Below are 17,608 nucleotides of genomic sequence, written 5' to 3'. Positions count from 1 at the left end.
GGGATTTTTTATTTAATTTTTTTGTTAGAAAAGCCGTTGTTTACAAACAATATAATCCTGTTTTTCTTTTTACGCCTGAAGAACTCCCAGTTTATGATTACGCCTACGATACATATAGCCATAAGGACTACAAGCAGGGATATATAGATGACATCATTTAGCGTAGATATATTGGGCACTTTGAGCACAAAAAAATACAATGATGTAAAAAACACCAAAATTGATAGCAGTAACGAAAATAGTTTCATGTCCTTTCACTTTTTTAATAAATAGGCAGCGTGCGATATAGCAAAAGGGGACAAATTGCTAAAAACATTCATAAGAATGTATCACTTCCATTGGTTGCAACTTTAATAACTTGCAATTCTCTTTCATATTGTTTAACAAATGGCAAATTTATGCAATTTATACCGATTTAACGTATTATTTGCAAGAAAATTACGGTGTAATTCGCTGAATACCGATTAGGTATACCTCGAGCACAAAGTTGCTTTTAGAGTTCGGCTACTTTAGGTTTAAAGAAATTTACATAGAAATATGACCTGGGATCAACGCCTGCATCTACTATCATAGCATTGATTTCATTGACCTTTTCATCATCTTTTGAAGTATTCAGATTTAAAAAAAGCAGAAGCTCGTCTGCATTGGCAAACTTAAAGCTCAGCTTAGTATTAAGCGAATAATTAGTGATGCTGAATTCTGTTTTTTTGCTGTCTATACCGGCTTCCCTAAACGCAGCTTTAATGGTTTCGAAATCGTGATGCATGGTGTATTATTAGAATGTTTACTGTTTTTAAGTGCAGGATATAAAAAAAGCTCCGGGCACTACTACGAAGCTTTTTTTTCAATTATAAAAAGTAAGAAATAAAATTTCTGTTATAACTGGTCATTCTTAACGATTTGTACTTTACCCGGAGGCACATCTCCTGACGTATCTTTAATAAGCAATACGCCTAATACATTTAGCGGGATATCTATTGGCTCATCCGAATGCCTTATCTCTTCAATTATGTTTTCATAATCTGAAGTGCTAAGTACAAGCGAATCGCCTTTATCTATTTTTTTTGCAAAAAGATAATCCCTTATTGCTGCTGTGGAAATGCTGGTTCCTATAACTACAAATTCTGGCATGGCTTTTATTTTTATATAGCTAAGATACCTAGGCTAAATTCAAAATTTGAAAAGGTTTTGTTAAAGTGTTAAAGAAACGTGCGTCTGTTAATCAGGCTTCTTCCGCCTAAAATGCCTATATTTGCACAAAATACAGCATTTACATGGCCACATTCCACGATTTAGACCTGCCGAAAGCACTCCAAAAAGCACTTGACGAGTTAGGCTTTATAACTCCTACCCCTATCCAGTTAAGGGCAATGCCGGTAATACTTTCAGGCCGCGACATGATGGGTATTGCGCAGACAGGTACAGGTAAAACCTTTGCCTATCTATTGCCAATACTTAAGCAATGGAAGTTTGCCGATATACACGTGCCTCGTGTCGTAATTGTCGTGCCTACCCGCGAACTTGTAGTTCAGGTTGTGGAAGAAGTGGAGAAACTTACGCAATTTATGTCGGTTCGTACGCTTGGTGTATTTGGTGGTGTCAATATCAACACACAAAAGAAAAGGGTATACGAAGGTGTAGACGTTCTCGTGGGTACGCCCGGAAGGATGATGGACCTTGCCCTTGACAATGTTGTACGTTTTGACGAAGTTAAAAAACTGGTCATCGACGAGTTTGACGAGATCCTGAATCTTGGTTTCCGTACACAGGTAACCTCAATCCTTTCAATGATGAAGGCTAAAAGGCAAAACATTCTCTTCTCAGCGACAATGACTGATGAAGTAGATGATATGCTTAATGATTACTTTGATTTTCCTGAAGAAGTGTCACTGGCTGCAAGTGGTACGCCGCTTGACCAGATAGAGCAGTTGGGCTACCGCGTACCTAACTTCCTTACAAAAGTTAACCTCCTTAAAAACCTGTTACACCAGGATGAGAGCATTTCGCGTGTACTGGTTTTTGTAAACAATAAAAGAACTGCCGACCTTGTTGCTGATTCACTGGAAGATTTTCCGGGGCAGTTTGGAGTTATCCACTCTAACAAATCGCAAAATTACAGGCTTAATACCATGGCTTCTTTTCAGGAAGGGGAATTAAGGGGTATCATAACTACCGATGTAATGGCGCGTGGACTTGACATATCTGACATCACCCACGTTATCAACATGGAATTTCCTGAAGTACCGGAGCAATATATCCACCGTATTGGCCGTACAGGCCGTGCCGATAAAACCGGTATTGCCATAAGTTTTATTGCGCCGTCTGAAGAAAACATTGAGGTAGAAGCAGAAGTGCTGATGGAAAAGGAAGTTAAATTCCTTGACCTGCCTGAAGGACTTGAAATAGCCGAGCGTATGCTGGACTTTGAGAAAGACAAAGTAAAGATGAAAGTGCTTGTAAGGGCTCCTAAAAAATCTACCGGAGGTTTCCACGAGAAGAAAGAAAAAAATAAAAAGGTTAACCTTGGCGGTCCCGGGAAAACCAAACCCCGAAAAACAAAATCGCGTAACCGTGGTATTGAAAGGGCTCGTGATAAAAAGAGAAAAGACAAGGACAAATAAAATATACAAGGCGATGCAACAGCATCGCTTTTTTTATGCTTTAGATTTAAGAAGATGCAGTACGTCGATAAAATTGAAGTATGCACTCTGCCTTTTGTATAGTAACAAAATTTCTGCTAACTTTAATATGCCTTTTACCCGATCATCTACTAACCAATACTATATATGGGCAAATTTACTATTAAAAAAAGGTCAGACGGCGAATTCCAGTTTGACCTGAAAGCCGGCAATGGCCAGGGCATATTAACCAGCGAAGGCTATACTACTAAAGCAAGCTGTATGGGAGGCATAGATTCTGTGCGGAAAAATTCGCAGATAGATTCCAGGTTTGAGAAAAAGACCGCCTCTAACGGAAAATATTATTTTACCCTCAAAGCAATGAATGGCCTGATCATTGGCCAAAGTGAGATGTATGAAGGAAAAACATCGAGGGACAACGGAATAGAATCAGTAAAGTTTAATGCCGCTACAGCAGATGTAGAAGACAAAAGCGAATAGATTGTATACTAATTTTCAATAAAAAAGGCGCTCAGTATTGTGAGCGCCTTTTTACATATTTTTTTATTCTCTTAGTGTCCTGAAACCTTCGCAGAATGCTCTACATTCTTAAGTTTACGTGAACAGTAAATACCGAAGAACAGTATATATAAATAACAGAATACCGGCACTATGAATGAGTGCTGAACTCCGTATACAGGATCTGAATCGGCAATAGCGCCCTGAATTACAGGAACGATAGCCCCGCCCAGGATTGCCATTACAAGCAGCGATGAGCCCTGGCTAGTATACTTGCCAAGCCCTGATATACCTAATGTATAAATATTAGAAAACATGATTGAGTTAAAGATACCCATACCAAGTATGCTGTACATAGCCAGTTCTCCTTCGTTAAACATCGCAGATAACAACAATATAACATTGATCGAAGCAAATACAGCAAGCGTTCTAGCCGGAGCCGATTTACCTATCATAAATGCTACAAAGTTAAGTGCGATAAATACAAGGAAGAAACTTATCTGAGAGAAAGTAAGGTCTACCACACCATATATTACAAGGAATACAACCGCTGCTGTAATAAGCATGAACAGGTATTTCTTGGTTTGCCCCAGCGAATGGTTTAACGATATAGCTCCTAAAAATCTTCCTATCATGGCACCACCCCAGTATAATGCTAGGTAGTTTTTACTCACAGCCTCACTAAGGCCCATGATATAATCTTTCTCAAGGAAACTAATGATAAAGCTCCCTACCGCAACCTCACCACCTACATAGCAAAAGATCCCTAACACGCCCAGCTTAAGCTGTGGGAATTTTAAAGCACCAAGGCCTTTAGTTTCCACTTCCTCTTCTGCCTGGAATGACGGTAGTTTTACGTTATAGATAAGCAGTGCTACCAGTAGTAATATACCAGCAAATACAAGGTATGGTATACGTGTAGCCTCAGCTGTGATCTCGTGTGACGCGCTTGACCCGAAGATAAGGAAACCACCTAATATCGGCGCGATTGTAGTACCAAAGGCGTTGAATGCCTGTGTCATGTTTAGTCGGCTTGATGCGCTGTCTTCTGTACCAAGCAGCGATACATAGGCATTGGCAGTGATCTGCAGGATTGTAAATCCTAAACCTAATACGAATAGTGCCCCAAGGAACAATCCGTAAACTGAAAAAGTAGCTGCAGGGTAAAATAAGATACACCCAAGAGCCGACACTATGATACCGGCGATGATACCATTTTTGTATCCTACTTTATTTACAGGGTCACCATAGCTGTATGACACTAAAAAGTAAGCAAGAGAGCCTAAAAAGTAAGCCCCAAAGAAACAGAACTGCACCAGCATAGACTCCAGGAAGGTAAGCTCAAACAGTTTTTTTAGATACGGGATCAATATGTCATTCATACAGGTAATAAAGCCCCACATGAAGAATAAAAGTGTGATGGTAATCAGCGGAACGGTATAATTTGTTCCCTGATTCTTTTGTGTTGAAGTACTCATTAATAGATGTTATTTTGGACGCACAAATTATAAATTTATTAGCTATTGGCGCTAATGTTAAATAACTTTTAAATTATTCTAAAAAAAATAAGGGCATTGAAAATTATTCAATACCCTTATATATAAATAACGACGTTTTTATCTCTAATTAAGCCATAAATTGTTAAAAATGAAAAACGAAAACGTGGTAAACTGCGTATTTTAGGATTTTGAACCCTAAAAATATACCTTAAATTTCATTTTATTTATTTGGAGTGAACACCAGGCATACCGGAGAGCAGATGTCTATTCTCTTGCCCGTGTCGCTAAGGAGGCCTGTCGTCTTATCCCTCTTAAAGATGACAATAGTATTAGCATTTTGGTTGGCCATAAGCAGATAATTATCTGTAGGGTCTATAACAAACTGGCGAGGGCCCTCGCCCATTGTACTTATCTGCTGTACCTGGTTCATCATCCCGTTAGCGTGTACTTTGTATACCGTTACATTATTCGCATCTCCCCTATTGGTAACATATAAATATTTACTGTCATTAGAAAACGAAATATGTGCAGCACCATTAAAATCGTTGCAATCTTTTGCATTAAGTGTTAGTTCCTGTATAAGGACCATCTTTTCTTTCATGTAACTAAAAACATCTACCGTACCGCTTAACTCGTTTACAAGATAAACGAAAAGGCCGTTAGGATGAAACACAAGATGTCTTGGCCCGCTTCCCGGCTTGACATCAACGGTTTCCTTAAGTGTAAGCGTTTGTTCGCCGCCATCAGAGGCGTAATTGTAAATGAATATCTTATCTACTCCAAGGTCATTTACGAATACATATTTTTTATCTGGCGAAAAATACACCATGTGTACGTGTGCTTTTTCCTGGCGGCTTGTATTTATACTGCTTCCTGTGTGTTTAACCACCTGTTTTGCATCGGTAAGGCTGCCATCATTCTTTTTACCAAACACGGCTATGCTTCCGCCTGTATAGTTGGCAACAATAACATTTTTGTCGTCGTTGATGATGTAACAAGGGTCGGCGCCTTCTGCATCCCTTTTGTTCATCTGCTGAAGTTTTCCTGTAGACGGAGTATATTTAAAAGAGCTAACGTTGCTTTTTTCTCCGTCCTCATTAACGCTGTATACCACAGAGTTACTTTTATTTACGGTAACGTAGCTTGGATTGATAACGCCATCAGTACTGTTCTTTTCTTTAAAGGCAAGCGTATTTACATTAAAATCATACACATAAATACCTTTACTGGCACAGGCGTTTGTATAAGTACCTATAACAAGGTTGTAGTTATCCTGTGCTGCCGCATTCATACAAAGAAGTATTAGTAATACTTTGATAATTTTCATTCGAATAAATTTATGGAAAAACAAAAGTAAGGCATTTAAAGATGATGTGAAATTTATCGTAGGGATTTGCTATGCGGTTTACAATAAAAATTAGTATTTTTGACAAACTTTCAACCGAAATGCAGTTCAAACACCCGGAAATTCTATACTTTCTTTTCCTGCTTGCAATTCCCATACTGGTCCATTTGTTTCAATTGCGCCGTTTTCAAAAAGAATATTTTACCAATGTACGCTTCCTTAAGGAGCTGAGCATGCAAACCCGCAAAAGCTCTAAGATCAAAAAATGGCTTTTACTCGCAACCCGTTTATTACTGCTCGCCTTTCTTATTGTTGCTTTTGCGCAGCCCTATTTTAAGGCTAAAGACGATGATAATAAAGGTAATGAAATGGTTATCCTGCTGGATAATTCTTTCTCCATGCAGACTAAAGGCAGCAAGGGCGAACTGTTGAAACGTGCAGTACAGGATATCCTTGAAAATACACCCGAAAATCAGCAGTTCTCACTTATTACAAACACTAACGTTTGGTGGGACACCGATGTAAAATCAATTCAAAAAGACCTTCAGAACATCAAATATAGTGATGTGCCTTTCCGTCCGGATTTTCTTTTGACAAAAGCACAGGCTAAGAATCCGAATAGCGGTAAAGATATTGTTGTTATTACCGACGCTATCAACCTTGACAGCAAAGACCTTTCTAAATTTGATGGAAAATCGCCTACCTATTTTATAGTGCCCGAAGCAGAGAACACTGCAAACGTCTCTATAGACAGTGTATACATCTCTCAGGTTATGGACAACTTTTACGAGATAAAAGTAGATATGGAAGCTTTTGGCGATGTAGAGAACGATGTGCCTATTTCGCTTTACAATGGCAAAAGCCTTACCGCTAAAACACTGGTAAAGTTTGATGGCAGCACGAAAAAATCGAGCACCTTCACCATTCCTAAAAAAGACTTTCACGGATATGTATCCATCAATGATAACAGCCTGATGTATGATAACAATCATTATTTCAGCATTTCAAAGCCACAAAAATCAAACGTAACTGCCATTGGCGATACCTCCAAAAATGGCTTTCTTGCGAGAATCTACACCGATGATGATTTTAACTTTACCGCTTCAGAGTTGCGTTCGCTGGACTATAACAGCCTTGACAAACAGGATGCAATCATTTTAAACGAGGTAAAAGACATTCCACAGGCGCTCATTACGACACTTAAAACATTTTATGCTAAAGGCGGAAACGTGATTATAATACCGGCACAGGACAGCAGTCTGCAAAACCTGAACAGCCTTATGGCAGCCTTTGGCGGAGGCCAGTTCAAAAGCCAGAACAGCAACGAAAGACAAATTACCAAGATTGCCTTTAACCACCCGCTCTATGCTACAGTATTTGAGAAGAAAACCGACAACTTTCAATACCCTAAAGCAACTACCGGATTTACCCTTGGCGGAAGTGCGCTGCCGGTTTTAAGCTATGACGACCAGACGCCGTTTCTTGCATCCGTAAGCAATAAATTGGGCAATGTATATGTATTTACTGCAGCCATTACTAAGACTAACAGTAACTTCCAGAATTCTCCGCTCATCGTGCCTACCTTTTATAATATGGCACAAAACAGCGGGAAAACAGGAATTAGCGCTATCACTATTGGCGAAAACCAAAACCTGCTACTGGATGCCCTATTATCTAAAGATGAAGTGCTGACGGTTAAAAACGAAACGTCTGATTTTATCCCGATGCAGCAATTGCTGAATAACAAGGTCAAGCTTTCTTTTGGTGATTACCCTGAGGAAGCGGGTAACTTTGCAGTTTATAAAAACAACCAAAACCTTAGGAGCATAAGCTTTAACCATGCACGGACAGAAAGTGACCTATCCCTGCAAAATAAAGCTGTAACAGATAAATTTACAGCTGCCACTTCGGTAGCGACAGTATATAACGATATTAAGTCAGAACGTACCGCTAGTGAATTATGGAAATGGTTCATCATCGGCACGCTGATTTTCCTTTTAACTGAACTTCTTATTCAAAAATTCGTAAAATGAACCTGATATTCAAAAACGCCGTTATTATTGACAAAAACAGCCCTTTTAATAAGCAGGCTGTAGACATACAGGTGGAAAACGGCATCATTAAAAAAATAAGCCAAAATATTGCAGCTGATGGCTTTGAGACCGTAGAACTTGATAACCTTCACATCTCTAAAGGCTGGTTTGACAGTTCTGTAAGTCTTGGCGAGCCAGGCTATGAAGACAGGGAAACCCTTGCAAATGGTCTTGACGTTGCCGCAAAAAGCGGCTTTACAGATATCGCGCTTCAGCCAACGGGAAACCCAATTGCTGAAAGACAGGCCGACATCAATTTCCTTTTAACAAAATCGGCGCATGCCGCAACAAAGCTGCACCCTATAGGAGCGCTGACAAAAAACAGTGAAGGCAAAGACATCGCTGAGCTTTTTGACATGAAAAATGCAGGGGCTGTTGCCTTTGGCGATTATAATAAATCGATTACCGATGCAGGCATCTTAAAGATTGCACTGCAATATGTTCAGGACTTTGACGGACTAGTTATTGCCTTCGCACAAGACAGTAACATAAAAGGCAAGGGCGTTGTTCACGAAGGTATTGTAGGCACGCGCCTTGGCCTTAAAGGAATCCCTACCCTTGCCGAAGAACTCCAAATAGTGCGTAACCTGTACCTTTTAGAGTATACTGGCGGCAAGATGCATATACCTACAATCTCTACGGCAAAATCGGTTCAGCTTATTAAAGAAGCTAAAGCGAAAGGGCTTAATGTTACCTGCAGCGTGGCTATCCACAACCTGATATTGACAGATGAAGTGCTGGTTGACTTTGACACCCGTTATAAGGTTATGCCTCCGCTACGCCCGGATGCTGAACGTAAAGTATTGATTGAAGCGGTGTTTGATGGCACGATAGACATGATAACATCAGACCACAACCCTATTGACATAGAAAACAAAAAACTGGAATTTGACCTTGCCAAAGATGGTACAATAGGTTTTGAAAGTGCTTTTGGCGCTCTGCAAACCATATTGCCGCTTGAGGTCATCGTTGAGAAATTCACGGCAGGAAAACCTGTATTTGGGTTTGCCAACCAGGATATCACAGAAGGTGCAGCTGCATCGTTCACACTGTTTAATCCTGCCACGCAATGGACTTTCAGCAAAGCGGACATCAAATCAAAATCAAAAAACTCTGCTTTCTTAGGCCATGCGCTTAAAGGAAAAGCATACGGAATATACAATCAGGGAAAATTAATACTGAACGACTAACATGACCGATTTAGAAAAAGGCAAAACAAATGCCATTATCTCATACCTGCACATTATTGGCTGTATCATTGCCATGGTAATGAACAGCGACGCAGAAAAGAAAAGCGCATTTGCATCTTTCCATATACGACAATCGTTGGGATTAACCCTATTGTCTATGTTATTAGGATCAACCATCTCAAATTTTGACAGCTGGTATGTAACAGGCCCTTTTTATCTGTTTTTTATTGTTCTTTGGACCTATGGTTTTATAGGGGCAATTCAGGGACAAATGAATATGATTCCGTTATTGGGCCCATTCTTTCAGAAACTTTTTAAAGGATTATAATATATGGACTTATCATTATACCATCTTGTAAGAGAACCAAAAGTAAAAAAGGATAAGAATCCGTTACTGTTGTTACTGCACGGCTATGGAAGCAACGAGGAAGATCTTTTCTCGTTTGCAGCGCAATTGCCAGATGACTATTTTATCGTGTCGGCAAGAGCACCGTATAACCTTCCGCAGTACAGCGGCCATGCGTGGTATGCCATTACGTTTGATAACGACATGAATAAATTCTCTGACGATAAACAGGCAGCAGAATCCCGTGACCTTATCGTAAAGTTTATTGATGAGCTTATTGCTGCCTACCCTATTGATAAAGATAATGTAACGCTTATTGGCTTTAGCCAGGGATCAATATTAAGCTATGCCGTAGCGTTAACACACCCTGAAAAAATAACACGTGTAGCAGCACTAAGCGGATATTTAAACATGGATATCGTAGGCAACAGCCTGCATGCAGAAGATGCCGCTAAAGTTCGCTTCTTTATTTCTCACGGAACTGTAGACCAGGTTATCCCTGTTGAATGGGCCCGCAAAGCGCCGGAGTTCCTTAAAAACTTAGGCCTTGATGTTGAGTACAACGAGTACAACGCCGGACACGGTGTTGCACCGCAAAACTTTTACGATTTACTAAACTGGCTGAATAAGTAGCAGGACAAAAAAATAAACACAAAAGGGATAAGCTTTAAACTTATCCCTTTTGTGTTTTATATATCTAATAAAGTTTTATCCTCCCATACATCTTCATATCCATCATTTGTCATTAAGAAACGATAACCCGGTGGCAATCCTAAATATCTGATAATATTCTGATTAATATCTTTTAAATGAGAGGCATGTATCGGTTCAAAGAAATCAGTAGCCTCTGAAAAATCACCTGCCCAGATATACCATCCGTTTGAGTTGCCTTCGACCGGATGTCTTAATCCATCCATCGGCATTATTCCTTCTCTTACTGATTTCGAAATTTCAATAATTGAATTTTCTTCAACAGGAGAATGCTCGACATTATATTTCTCACAAATATACTGACTGAACCTGTTCATCCTAATGAGGCAATTTGCTTTTCACAATACCATAAAAGTAAGTCCCAACTAATGCGCCTAATAGCACTACGCCTATTCCGTAGAAACCGGCGCCGATAAGAATATACATTGGCCCCGGACATGTACCTATAAGTCCCCAGCCTAAGCCGAACAATATACCTCCTACAAGATAATTGGTAAAGCCTTTTTCTTTGTCGGGGATAACAATTGGTGCTCCTGTAATATCTTTTACATTATTACGCTTAATTAACTGTACGCCTATAGTACCTACTACAACAGCTGTCATGATGATGCCAAACATGTGGAAAGACTGAAAGTGGAACATTTCGTAAATACGGTACCACGATACCGCTTCAGATTTGGTCAGCACAATACCAAACACAACACCAACCAATAAGTATTTTATAAATTTCATGAGATGATCTTAATTAAAGAATAATGGTAACAGCAGCCATGACATAATGAGTCCGCCAATAAAAAATCCTATAACTGCAATAAGTGACGGAAGTTGAAGGTTGCTTAAGCCTGTAATTGCATGCCCTGATGTGCAGCCCCCGGCATAACGCGTACCAAAGCCCACCAGAAGTCCTCCAAGCAATAGAATACCTAAGATTTTGGGCGATTGCAGGGCTTCTGCGCTTGTTAATGCATCAGGCAGTAATTTGCCGTTTCCATTATCATTGGGTGCGTCAATATGCATCATGTGCAGTTCGGTAACTGTTTGTGGGTTAACCTGCACTGTTGGTACTGATGGATCGCTTAAAAAATGTACTGCAATATATCCGCCAAGCATCGCACCAAGTACTACGACAAGGTTCCAGCGTTGTGATTTCCAGTCGAATCTAAAGAATTCGGTTGTTTTGCCTGCGCCAAGCATTGTACACATGGTACGAAGGTTAGACGACATACCAAATGTTTTTCCAAAATAGATTAGCGCCAGCATAACCGACCCTATAAGGAATCCTGACACATACCACGGCCAGGTACCGTATATACTTTCCATACTTATTATTATTTACCTGCAAATGTAACATTTTAGTTTAGTATTGAGAAAGGAGATTTGAGATGTTAGATTTGAGATAATAGACATCATACTCCCAACTTCTAACATGCGACATAAAACATCGCACAAAAATTATTACTTTTGGTTAACAATTAATCAATCATGAAAAGATACCTTATACTTTCCTGTATTGCTCTTGTACTTACAGCATCTTGTGTAAGCACAAGAAATACCATAAGAAACATTGATGATAATGCTATCATGCCTGCCCTAAGCAAGGATAAAACCTTTATAATAACTGAAACCAGCAAGGACAAGAAATATGGTTACGATCAGGACTATCCGGTAAATCTTGGCTTCCTGCCGCTGACTACTGGCGAATTGAATGTGAAGCGCTATTTTGGTGCACTTACAGGACCTAACGGACAAGCGCTGACATTTACAAAAACGGAAAGCTGCTGCCCATTTCCAACAAAAAAATTTGATGCCGGAGCCGGATTATTAGATGTATACGAAGTTACCTGGGAGGGTCTAAATACTCCCAAGAAAATCTATATAAACCTTTATGAAAAAGGCAAGGTGATTGCACCGCATGGTTTTGCCATAAAACCTATTGCTCAATAGATACTCTTGATAGCCTTCGTATACAGCAAAGGCTTTTTATTTTTATCTTTGCATCAAATTATAACACAACAATGAACTTACAGAATATACCTCAAATTAAAAATACAGACAGTGGCAACTTTTTTCTTCTTGCCGGCCCTTGTGCCATTGAAGGTGAAGAGATGGCGCTTCGCATAGCTGAAAAAACAGTCGAAGTAACCAGCAAACTGCAGATACCTTATGTTTTTAAAGGCTCATTCAAAAAAGCTAACCGTTCAAGGGTTGACAGCTTTACAGGTATTGGCGATGAAAAAGCGCTTAAGATACTACGTAAAGTGTCTGAAACTTTTGGGGTGCCTACCGTTACAGATATCCACACAGAACAGGACGCTGTCATGGCTGCCCAGTATGTAGATATCCTTCAAATCCCTGCTTTTCTTGTACGCCAGACCGATCTTGTTGTGGCTGCAGCCGAAACGGGAAGGGTTGTAAACCTTAAAAAAGGACAGTTCATGAGCCCTGAAAGCATGAAACATGCAGTTCAGAAAGTATTGGACTCTAACAATGAGAACGTAATGGTTACCGATCGTGGTACTATGTTCGGTTATCAGGATATGATCGTAGATTACAGGGGAATACCTACCATGCAGCAATTTGCTACAACAGTACTTGATGTTACCCATTCACTTCAGCAGCCTAACCAGACTGTTGGTGTTACAGGCGGCCGACCTGACATGATCGAGACTATTGCTAAGGCTGGTATCGCTGTAGGTGTAGACGGTATTTTTATAGAAACCCACTTTGACCCGGCTAATGCTAAAAGTGACGGCGCTAATATGCTTCACCTGGACTACTTTGAAGGCCTTATGCAAAAATTGGTGGCAATCAGAAAAACCATAAACCAGTTTTAAGAAGGTTAATTTGGTTATCTGTTGTCATTCTGAACAGAATATAATGACGTGAAGAATCTTATCAAAAAAAATATAAAATTAAAAGCCCGCAAATGCGGGCTTTTTTATTGGCCCAAAATTGCTATTAAAAAAATTAACATATTGCATTGCCAATCCAATTTTTATAATTTACTTTGTACTTCAAAGTACTTTTATATGGAAAACTATTTAAAGGACATACAGGATATTAAGAAAATGATGGACAAATCGTCACAGTTTCTTTCGTTAAGTGGTATGGCAGGAGTTATGGCTGGTATCTATGCGCTATCAGGTGCTTTTGCTATAAGAGAAATAGCAATACATAATCAGGGCAAGGTCACTTTAGAGAGTTATTCTTTTAAACTTATCGTTCTTATAGCCGGAGCTGTGCTTTTCCTTTCGGTACTTACGGCATTTATCCTTACGATGCGTAAAGCAAAAAGATCGGAGGAATCAATGTGGAATTCAACCTCAAAAAGGCTGGCAATTAATTTCCTGATTCCTCTTGGTACAGGCGGTATCTTTGCTGTACTTTTGATGAAGAATCATTACTACGGACTTATTGCACCTATAACCCTTATATTCTACGGACTTGCGTGTGTAAATGCCAGTAAATATACGGTGAGGGATGTGCGCTATCTGGGCATTACCATAGTTATACTGGGCCTGTTTGCTACTGCATACATGGGTTATGGCCTGCAGTTCTGGGCGTTGGGTTTTGGTGTATGCCACATCATTTATGGAGCATTAATGTATTTTAAATACGACCGCAAACAGTAACATTTGAAGAACATACTACAACATATAAACAAAGCTTTTGACCACCGCATACGCCTGGGGATCATGTCGATCCTTATGGTGAACGAATATGCCGACTTTAATACGCTTAAAGAGTTACTGGGCGTGACCGATGGCAACCTTGCCAGCCACGCTAAAGCACTTGAAGCAGAAGAATATATTATGATTGAAAAACAGTTTATTGGCAAGAAGCCCAATACACGTTACATGGCTACCAAAGAGGGTCGTAAAGCCTTTAAAGACCACATAGATGCCCTTGAAAAATTGATTCAGAAAAGCTAACCTATTTTTTTATCCATTAACTTTGAATTACAAAGTACTTTAAAAAACTAAAACTATGATACAAACAACCGCATCCCGAATTTTCAGCAGGCATTACATACTGTTTGCTCTTGCAGCATTTTGCATCGCTCTTTTATTAGTGCGTTCTAAAATCACCCATTCCATATTTTTCTTTTTTCTGATTTGGAACCTCTTCCTAGCTTACACCCCGCTTGGACTAACATCAATGCTATATAGCAATCTCAAGATTACTAATACGTGGTACCTGTATTTACCGGTATTATTCTGCTGGCTTCTGCTCCTGCCTAACGCACCATACATTATAACCGACTTTATGCACCTGAAACGAGAAACAGGTGTTCCCGTGTGGTTTGATGTGCTGCTCATCGCATCATTTTCTATAACAGGAATGCTGTTTGGGCTTGCCTCAATGAAAGATATGTTTAGGCTGTTTGTGTACAGATTTGGAAACAATACTGCATGGTTTATAATGGCGGGTGTATGCCTGCTATGCGGATTTGGCATGTATGTAGGCCGATTTTTACGCTATAACAGTTGGGACATTTTACAAAAGCCTTACACCATGACCATCGATATTTTATGCAGCCTGACCAATGCCGAAACATGTAAACCTGCGTGGGGCATAACCATTGGCTTTGGTACGCTCATGTTCCTCTTATTCAACCTCTATCACACGCCTAAGCCAAAAAAAATTTGTAAAAATACTTTGAATTTCAAAGTGAAAATATAACATCATGAAAAAATTGAAAAACATCATCAGCATCTTTATCGAGGGTAAAAAAGCCCCTGTTTCTATGGACGATCTTATTGGCTACCCAAAAGATACGCTTGGGTTCCATGTTGGTTCTTTCTTGTTCAACAACAGCCACGATGCCGATCCTCAGCCTGAATTAACTGACATACACAGAGTTCTGATAAGCAAAGAAGTATCAGACAAAGAAGAAATAGCAATGCATTTTTATCTTTTTGGCAATGGCGACCTGGCATTTAAAAACCTGTTTGTAATGATTACAGGAGCGTTGCTTTATCCGCTGCAACTACACTACTTCTACATAAGATATAAGGACGGAAAAAATGCATTGCGCTTTTATGACCTGAATCATTTCAAGATGCTGCACCTGCCAATAGACAGAATAAAAGATACCTTTTTAATACGATAAACCATGATACCAACAACATTTAACAACAGGATGGCTCAGCTTTTACAGCTGCCGGGATGGATTGCCGGACTATCATTTGGCATTGGAACGCTGCTGCTTTTACTCCATCTAAGTATAAAGGATGAAATGATTATAGGGATAGGAATGCTGTATTTGGTTTTTGCTTTCTTTCTTAACGCATCGGTATTTGGTTCACTCATTATTTGTTCTTTTCTATTCAAAGAATATCAAAAACAGATTTTGCTTCAGGCTGCTATACTGCTAATCAACATACCTGTAGCGATACTGTATTTATATGTAGTGATAAACAATCCATTCACAACGTCTTCTCTTTATCAATTTTAAATAATAAAACTATGGAAACATATGAGGATATCATAGAAAACCGCGTTGACCTGCTACTAGCCATTCCAAAATGGCTGTTTAATGTAACATTAGCCTTTGGGACATCCTTGTTTTTATTGGCGCTAACGGTCATTGATACTGAATTCCTGCTTCCCATAGGTTTCTTTTTTGTTGTAATTGCTGCCGTAATAAATACGGTAACCTTTTGCCTGCTTATCGCGTTCTCATTTGTATATCGCTATTACCAGAGAAGCCTGATTACCGGTTCACTTATACTTTTAGCAAACTTCCCTGTTGCGTACGTCTATATAGTCATAATAAATATTTTTCATAATAGCAGAGTCATTTAAAATTTAAACTGCATACATCATTATATCATTAACATAAAACCAATTTCAATTATGGAAACGAATCAAAATTTTGAGTCATCACCAATGCACCAGCCAAGTAACAGTCCTAATTTCTTTCAGTCAAGTACCGCAAAAATACTTATGGTAGGTCTGCTTACACTCGTACTGCTTATTCCGCTGCAATATGTAAAGACCCTTATTTTTGAAAGGGCAGACCGCCAGAAGGAGGTTATTAAAGAAATAAATTCCAAGTGGGGCGAAAGCGTATACATGTATGGCCCGGTGCTAAAAGTGCCTTATACCCATTACAGTGAAACAAAAATTTCAAACGAAAAAACAAAACAGATAACCGTGCAGCAAACTGCCGAAACACGCTTTGCCTATTTTTTTCCTGATAAGCTTAATGCCGATATTAACGTAAAGACTCAGCAAAAAAACAGGGCCAACTATCAATCTGTGATCTATACTTCATTGCTGAATTTTAAAGGCAATTACCAATACCCAAATTTTGGCAGCCAATCCATTCCGGCTGAAAATATACAGTGGAACAAAGCCAGCATAGTAGTTAAGACGAATAACATAAAAAGTATAACAGGAAGCGTGCAGGTAGCAATAAATGGAAAAAGCTACACTTTTGAACCCGTTCAGGAAGACGAAGGCAGGGATTCTGTAGCATCATTAGAAACAAGGCCTTTTGATATAAAAAGTGCATTCGCATCAGGTTCGGCAAATTTTGACTTCAAAATAAACTACAAAGGCAGCGAGCAGATAAAAATAGTGCCTATAGGTAAAATGACATCGGCAAAAATGACTTCTAATTGGCCTTCGCCGAGTTTTGATGGCAACTTCTTACCGGAAAGCAAAAAAATAACGGATAATGGTTTTACCGCTGACTGGAAAGTATCGCACCTCAACAGGGCTTTTGGCCAAAAGCATTTTGGCACACTGCCCAACCTTGCAGCCTACACCTTTGATGTAAAATTCCTTATACCCGTAGACCAGTATCAGCAAAACGAACGTGCTGCAAAATATGGCTTCCTTGTCATCGGGTTAACCTTTTTAGTATTCTTCTTAATACAATCGGTAAGTAAGATATGCATTCATATTTTCCAGTATTCTATGATAGGGCTTGCGCTTATTATGTTCTATACACTGCTTATTTCTATAACAGAACACAGCAGTTTTACGCTGGCGTATATTATAGCGGGAATTTCGGTAGTAGTCATGATAGGCCTTTACTCGCGTTCCATTCTTAAAGACCTTAAGTTTCCGTTATTTATCATTGTCTCATTAAGTGCACTGTACAGCTTTATCTATGTTATTATACAACTTGAGAACTATGCATTGCTAGTGGGCAGCATCGGACTGTTTGCTATCCTCGGAGCGGTAATGTACTTCTCCAGAAAAATTGAATGGAAATAAAAACACACCAACCAACCCTTTTTATACAAAGAAACCCTGTCCGGGAGCGGACAGGGT

The 17,608-nt window shown here is 39.4% G+C and carries 23 protein-coding genes; 15 read left to right on the top strand and 8 right to left on the bottom strand.

What is annotated here, in order from left to right:
• Window positions 1-8: 8 nt before the first annotated feature.
• From R1T16_RS07010 to R1T16_RS07000, 3 genes are all read right to left on the bottom strand, one after another.
• Window positions 9-248 (bottom strand): hypothetical protein, encoded by a 240-nt coding sequence (locus R1T16_RS07010; protein WP_317500387.1) that lies wholly within the window; start codon window positions 246-248, stop codon window positions 9-11.
• 245 nt (window positions 249-493) lie between these two features.
• Window positions 494-766, bottom strand: coding sequence for a hypothetical protein (locus R1T16_RS07005; RefSeq protein ID WP_317500386.1), 273 nt, complete (start codon window positions 764-766; stop codon window positions 494-496).
• Window positions 767-876: 110 nt separating this feature from the next.
• The gene (locus R1T16_RS07000; protein ID WP_317500385.1) at window positions 877-1,131 is read right to left on the bottom strand and encodes a hypothetical protein; all 255 of its coding nucleotides are present in this window, start codon (window positions 1,129-1,131) and stop codon (window positions 877-879) included.
• Between the two features lie 143 nt (window positions 1,132-1,274).
• Here R1T16_RS07000 and R1T16_RS06995 point away from each other — a divergent pair, with 143 nt between their 5' ends.
• Both R1T16_RS06995 and R1T16_RS06990 read left to right on the top strand, forming a co-directional pair.
• On the top strand, window positions 1,275-2,621 hold the full coding sequence (locus R1T16_RS06995) for a DEAD/DEAH box helicase (protein WP_317500384.1): 1,347 nt from the start codon (window positions 1,275-1,277) through the stop codon (window positions 2,619-2,621).
• A 165-nt stretch (window positions 2,622-2,786) separates the two neighbouring features.
• Window positions 2,787-3,119, top strand: a complete 333-nt coding sequence (locus R1T16_RS06990; RefSeq protein ID WP_317500383.1) for a YegP family protein — start codon at window positions 2,787-2,789, stop codon at window positions 3,117-3,119.
• 71 nt (window positions 3,120-3,190) lie between these two features.
• Here R1T16_RS06990 and R1T16_RS06985 read toward each other — a convergent pair whose 3' ends face one another.
• Complete coding sequence (locus R1T16_RS06985) at window positions 3,191-4,615, bottom strand: sugar MFS transporter (RefSeq protein WP_317500382.1); 1,425 nt, start codon at window positions 4,613-4,615, stop codon at window positions 3,191-3,193.
• Between the two features lie 241 nt (window positions 4,616-4,856).
• Window positions 4,857-5,963, bottom strand: a complete 1,107-nt coding sequence (locus R1T16_RS06980) for a lactonase family protein (RefSeq protein WP_317500381.1) — start codon at window positions 5,961-5,963, stop codon at window positions 4,857-4,859.
• Between the two features lie 119 nt (window positions 5,964-6,082).
• On the opposite strand from R1T16_RS06980, the gene R1T16_RS06975 reads away from it, so the two are divergent.
• The 4 genes from R1T16_RS06975 to R1T16_RS06960 are packed head-to-tail and all read left to right on the top strand — an operon-like array spanning window position 6,083 to window position 10,243.
• Window positions 6,083-8,014 (top strand): BatA domain-containing protein, encoded by a 1,932-nt coding sequence (locus R1T16_RS06975; protein ID WP_317500380.1) that lies wholly within the window; start codon window positions 6,083-6,085, stop codon window positions 8,012-8,014.
• The gene (locus R1T16_RS06970; RefSeq protein ID WP_317500379.1) at window positions 8,011-9,264 is read left to right on the top strand and encodes a dihydroorotase; all 1,254 of its coding nucleotides are present in this window, start codon (window positions 8,011-8,013) and stop codon (window positions 9,262-9,264) included. Before R1T16_RS06975 ends, R1T16_RS06970 begins: the two co-directional genes overlap by 4 nt.
• A 1-nt stretch (window position 9,265) precedes the next feature.
• The gene (locus tag R1T16_RS06965) at window positions 9,266-9,592 is read left to right on the top strand and encodes a hypothetical protein (protein WP_317500378.1); all 327 of its coding nucleotides are present in this window, start codon (window positions 9,266-9,268) and stop codon (window positions 9,590-9,592) included.
• Window positions 9,593-9,595: 3 nt separating this feature from the next.
• Window positions 9,596-10,243, top strand: a complete 648-nt coding sequence (locus R1T16_RS06960; protein ID WP_317500377.1) for an alpha/beta hydrolase — start codon at window positions 9,596-9,598, stop codon at window positions 10,241-10,243.
• A gap of 56 nt (window positions 10,244-10,299) precedes the next feature.
• Here R1T16_RS06960 and R1T16_RS06955 read toward each other — a convergent pair whose 3' ends face one another.
• Genes R1T16_RS06955 through R1T16_RS06945 form a run of 3 tightly spaced genes read right to left on the bottom strand, consistent with a single transcriptional unit; the run spans window position 10,300 to window position 11,641 of the window.
• Window positions 10,300-10,638: a hypothetical protein gene (locus R1T16_RS06955; protein WP_317500376.1), complete on the bottom strand. Its 339-nt coding sequence runs from the start codon at window positions 10,636-10,638 to the stop codon at window positions 10,300-10,302.
• A 1-nt stretch (window position 10,639) separates the two neighbouring features.
• Window positions 10,640-11,053 carry a DUF6691 family protein gene (locus tag R1T16_RS06950; protein ID WP_317500375.1) on the bottom strand — a complete coding sequence of 138 codons (414 nt, stop codon included), beginning with the start codon at window positions 11,051-11,053 and terminating at the stop codon, window positions 10,640-10,642.
• Between the two features lie 9 nt (window positions 11,054-11,062).
• Window positions 11,063-11,641, bottom strand: a complete 579-nt coding sequence (locus R1T16_RS06945) for a YeeE/YedE family protein (RefSeq protein ID WP_317500374.1) — start codon at window positions 11,639-11,641, stop codon at window positions 11,063-11,065.
• Between the two features lie 162 nt (window positions 11,642-11,803).
• Here R1T16_RS06945 and R1T16_RS06940 point away from each other — a divergent pair, with 162 nt between their 5' ends.
• The 9 genes from R1T16_RS06940 (at window position 11,804) to creD (ending at window position 17,551) form a co-directional block, all read left to right on the top strand.
• The gene (locus R1T16_RS06940) at window positions 11,804-12,265 is read left to right on the top strand and encodes a 2-dehydro-3-deoxyphosphooctonate aldolase (RefSeq protein ID WP_317500373.1); all 462 of its coding nucleotides are present in this window, start codon (window positions 11,804-11,806) and stop codon (window positions 12,263-12,265) included.
• Between the two features lie 71 nt (window positions 12,266-12,336).
• Complete coding sequence (gene kdsA, locus R1T16_RS06935) at window positions 12,337-13,155, top strand: 3-deoxy-8-phosphooctulonate synthase (protein WP_317500372.1); 819 nt, start codon at window positions 12,337-12,339, stop codon at window positions 13,153-13,155.
• 195 nt (window positions 13,156-13,350) lie between these two features.
• On the top strand, window positions 13,351-13,953 hold the full coding sequence (locus R1T16_RS06930) for a hypothetical protein (RefSeq protein WP_317500371.1): 603 nt from the start codon (window positions 13,351-13,353) through the stop codon (window positions 13,951-13,953).
• Window positions 13,954-13,956: 3 nt separating this feature from the next.
• A complete protein-coding gene (locus tag R1T16_RS06925; RefSeq protein WP_317500370.1) occupies window positions 13,957-14,253 on the top strand; it encodes a transcriptional regulator in 297 nt (98 codons plus the stop codon).
• A gap of 55 nt (window positions 14,254-14,308) precedes the next feature.
• On the top strand, window positions 14,309-15,004 hold the full coding sequence (locus R1T16_RS06920; RefSeq protein ID WP_317500369.1) for a DUF1361 domain-containing protein: 696 nt from the start codon (window positions 14,309-14,311) through the stop codon (window positions 15,002-15,004).
• Window positions 15,005-15,008: 4 nt separating this feature from the next.
• A complete protein-coding gene (locus R1T16_RS06915) occupies window positions 15,009-15,434 on the top strand; it encodes a hypothetical protein (RefSeq protein WP_317500368.1) in 426 nt (141 codons plus the stop codon).
• Window positions 15,435-15,437: 3 nt separating this feature from the next.
• Window positions 15,438-15,779 (top strand): hypothetical protein, encoded by a 342-nt coding sequence (locus R1T16_RS06910; protein ID WP_317500367.1) that lies wholly within the window; start codon window positions 15,438-15,440, stop codon window positions 15,777-15,779.
• Window positions 15,780-15,790: 11 nt separating this feature from the next.
• Window positions 15,791-16,129: a hypothetical protein gene (locus R1T16_RS06905; protein ID WP_317500366.1), complete on the top strand. Its 339-nt coding sequence runs from the start codon at window positions 15,791-15,793 to the stop codon at window positions 16,127-16,129.
• Between the two features lie 51 nt (window positions 16,130-16,180).
• On the top strand, window positions 16,181-17,551 hold the full coding sequence (gene creD / locus R1T16_RS06900) for a cell envelope integrity protein CreD (protein ID WP_411162020.1): 1,371 nt from the start codon (window positions 16,181-16,183) through the stop codon (window positions 17,549-17,551).
• The last annotated feature ends 57 nt before the right edge of the window (window positions 17,552-17,608 follow it).

It is taken from the genome of Flavobacterium sp. DG1-102-2, from assembly GCF_033042555.1.
GTDB lineage: Bacteria > Bacteroidota > Bacteroidia > Flavobacteriales > Flavobacteriaceae > Flavobacterium.
The sequence above is the reverse complement of the archived record's forward strand: the minus strand, read 5'-3'. Positions and strand labels throughout refer to the sequence as shown.